At 46.6% G+C, this 680-nt stretch carries 2 pseudogenes; both read left to right on the top strand.

Features of this window, described 5'->3' with window-relative positions:
* A pseudogene (locus A3757_RS20290) lies at positions 1-365 on the top strand (acetyl-CoA carboxylase carboxyl transferase subunit beta); the annotation flags it as partial.
* Positions 366-368: 3 nt separating this feature from the next.
* Positions 369-680 (top strand): annotated as a pseudogene (locus A3757_RS20295) (bifunctional tetrahydrofolate synthase/dihydrofolate synthase); the annotation flags it as partial.

The raw sequence follows: 680 nt of genomic DNA on the forward strand, positions 1-680 counted from the left end.
TACTAACAGACCCTGTATTTGGTGGAGTATCTGCTAGTCTGGCGATGTTGGGCGATTTGAATATCGCAGAACCAAATGCTTTGATAGGCTTCGCCGGACCACGTGTTATTGAGCAAACTGTGCGAGAGAAGCTACCAGAAGGTTTTCAACGGAGTGAGTTTTTGCTAGAGCATGGCGCAATCGATATGATACTAGAGCGCCATGAACTAAGGGATCGCTTGTCTTCGCTTATTTCAAAACTGACAGAGTTCAGAGTGGCGAAAGTAGCGCCGGACGAAGTTAAAGAGACTAAACCTGAAGAAAGTAGTGCTGATAGCGATGGTTCTGATTCCGAACCTGAGAGTGAAGAGCTTCAGTCTACCTAAGTCATGCCTAACGTGCTAAACACTCTCGATCAGTGGCTAAGCCACATATCACAATCTCACCCAAAAGAAATTGAGCTTGGCTTAGATAGAGTAAAGTCTGTCTACCAAAAAATGAGCTTTGAGGCGCGCCCGCGAAAAATTGTGGTGGTCGCAGGTACTAATGGCAAGGGCTCGACAATTGCTTTGAGCCAAGCTGGCCTGGCTTCGCAAGGGCTAAGGTGTGGTACCTATACTTCTCCACATATATCTAAATACAACGAACGAGTCCAATTGCTTGGCGTTGATGCAAGTGACCATCAGCTTGTTGAGGCCTTC

It is taken from the genome of Oleiphilus sp. HI0117 (genome assembly GCF_001635235.1).